Below are 413 nucleotides of genomic sequence, written 5' to 3' on the forward strand. Positions count from 1 at the left end.
GTCGCGATGAGGCGCCATCAGCTGACGCGACCTACACGATCACTGCAAACGCTCTCAACGATCTGACCGAGAGCACCGCTCGGCGCGCCTACCAGGAGCTGGCAGAAGCAGCGCACCGGCTCTATGAGCGCCAGGTGCGGATCGAGGGCGGGCCGAACGGAGAGACGCACGGCCCGGAGAGCAAGCGGATCACGATGACCCGCTGGGTGCAGGCCATCGACTACGTGCCCGAGGAAGGGCGCATCGAAATCCAGTTCGCCAGCCGTGTTTTGCCCTATCTCTCACTGCTACAGCGGGAGTTTACCCGCTACGAGTTTCGCAACATCGCTCAGATGCGCAGCACACACGGCATCCGCTTGTACGAGCTGCTTCAGCAGTGGCGACAGCAAGGCGAACGCGAGCTTGAGCTGGAT

General features: G+C 62.7%; 1 protein-coding gene. It reads left to right on the top strand.

Annotated elements, in window-relative coordinates; genetic code table 11:
* A partial coding sequence (locus FY251_RS21830; RefSeq protein WP_148416996.1) for a replication initiation protein occupies positions 1-413 on the top strand: 413 nt, incomplete at both ends.

It is taken from the genome of Haloferax sp. KTX1 (genome assembly GCF_902410085.1).
In the GTDB taxonomy this organism is placed as follows: domain Archaea; phylum Halobacteriota; class Halobacteria; order Halobacteriales; family Haloferacaceae; genus Haloferax; species Haloferax massiliensis.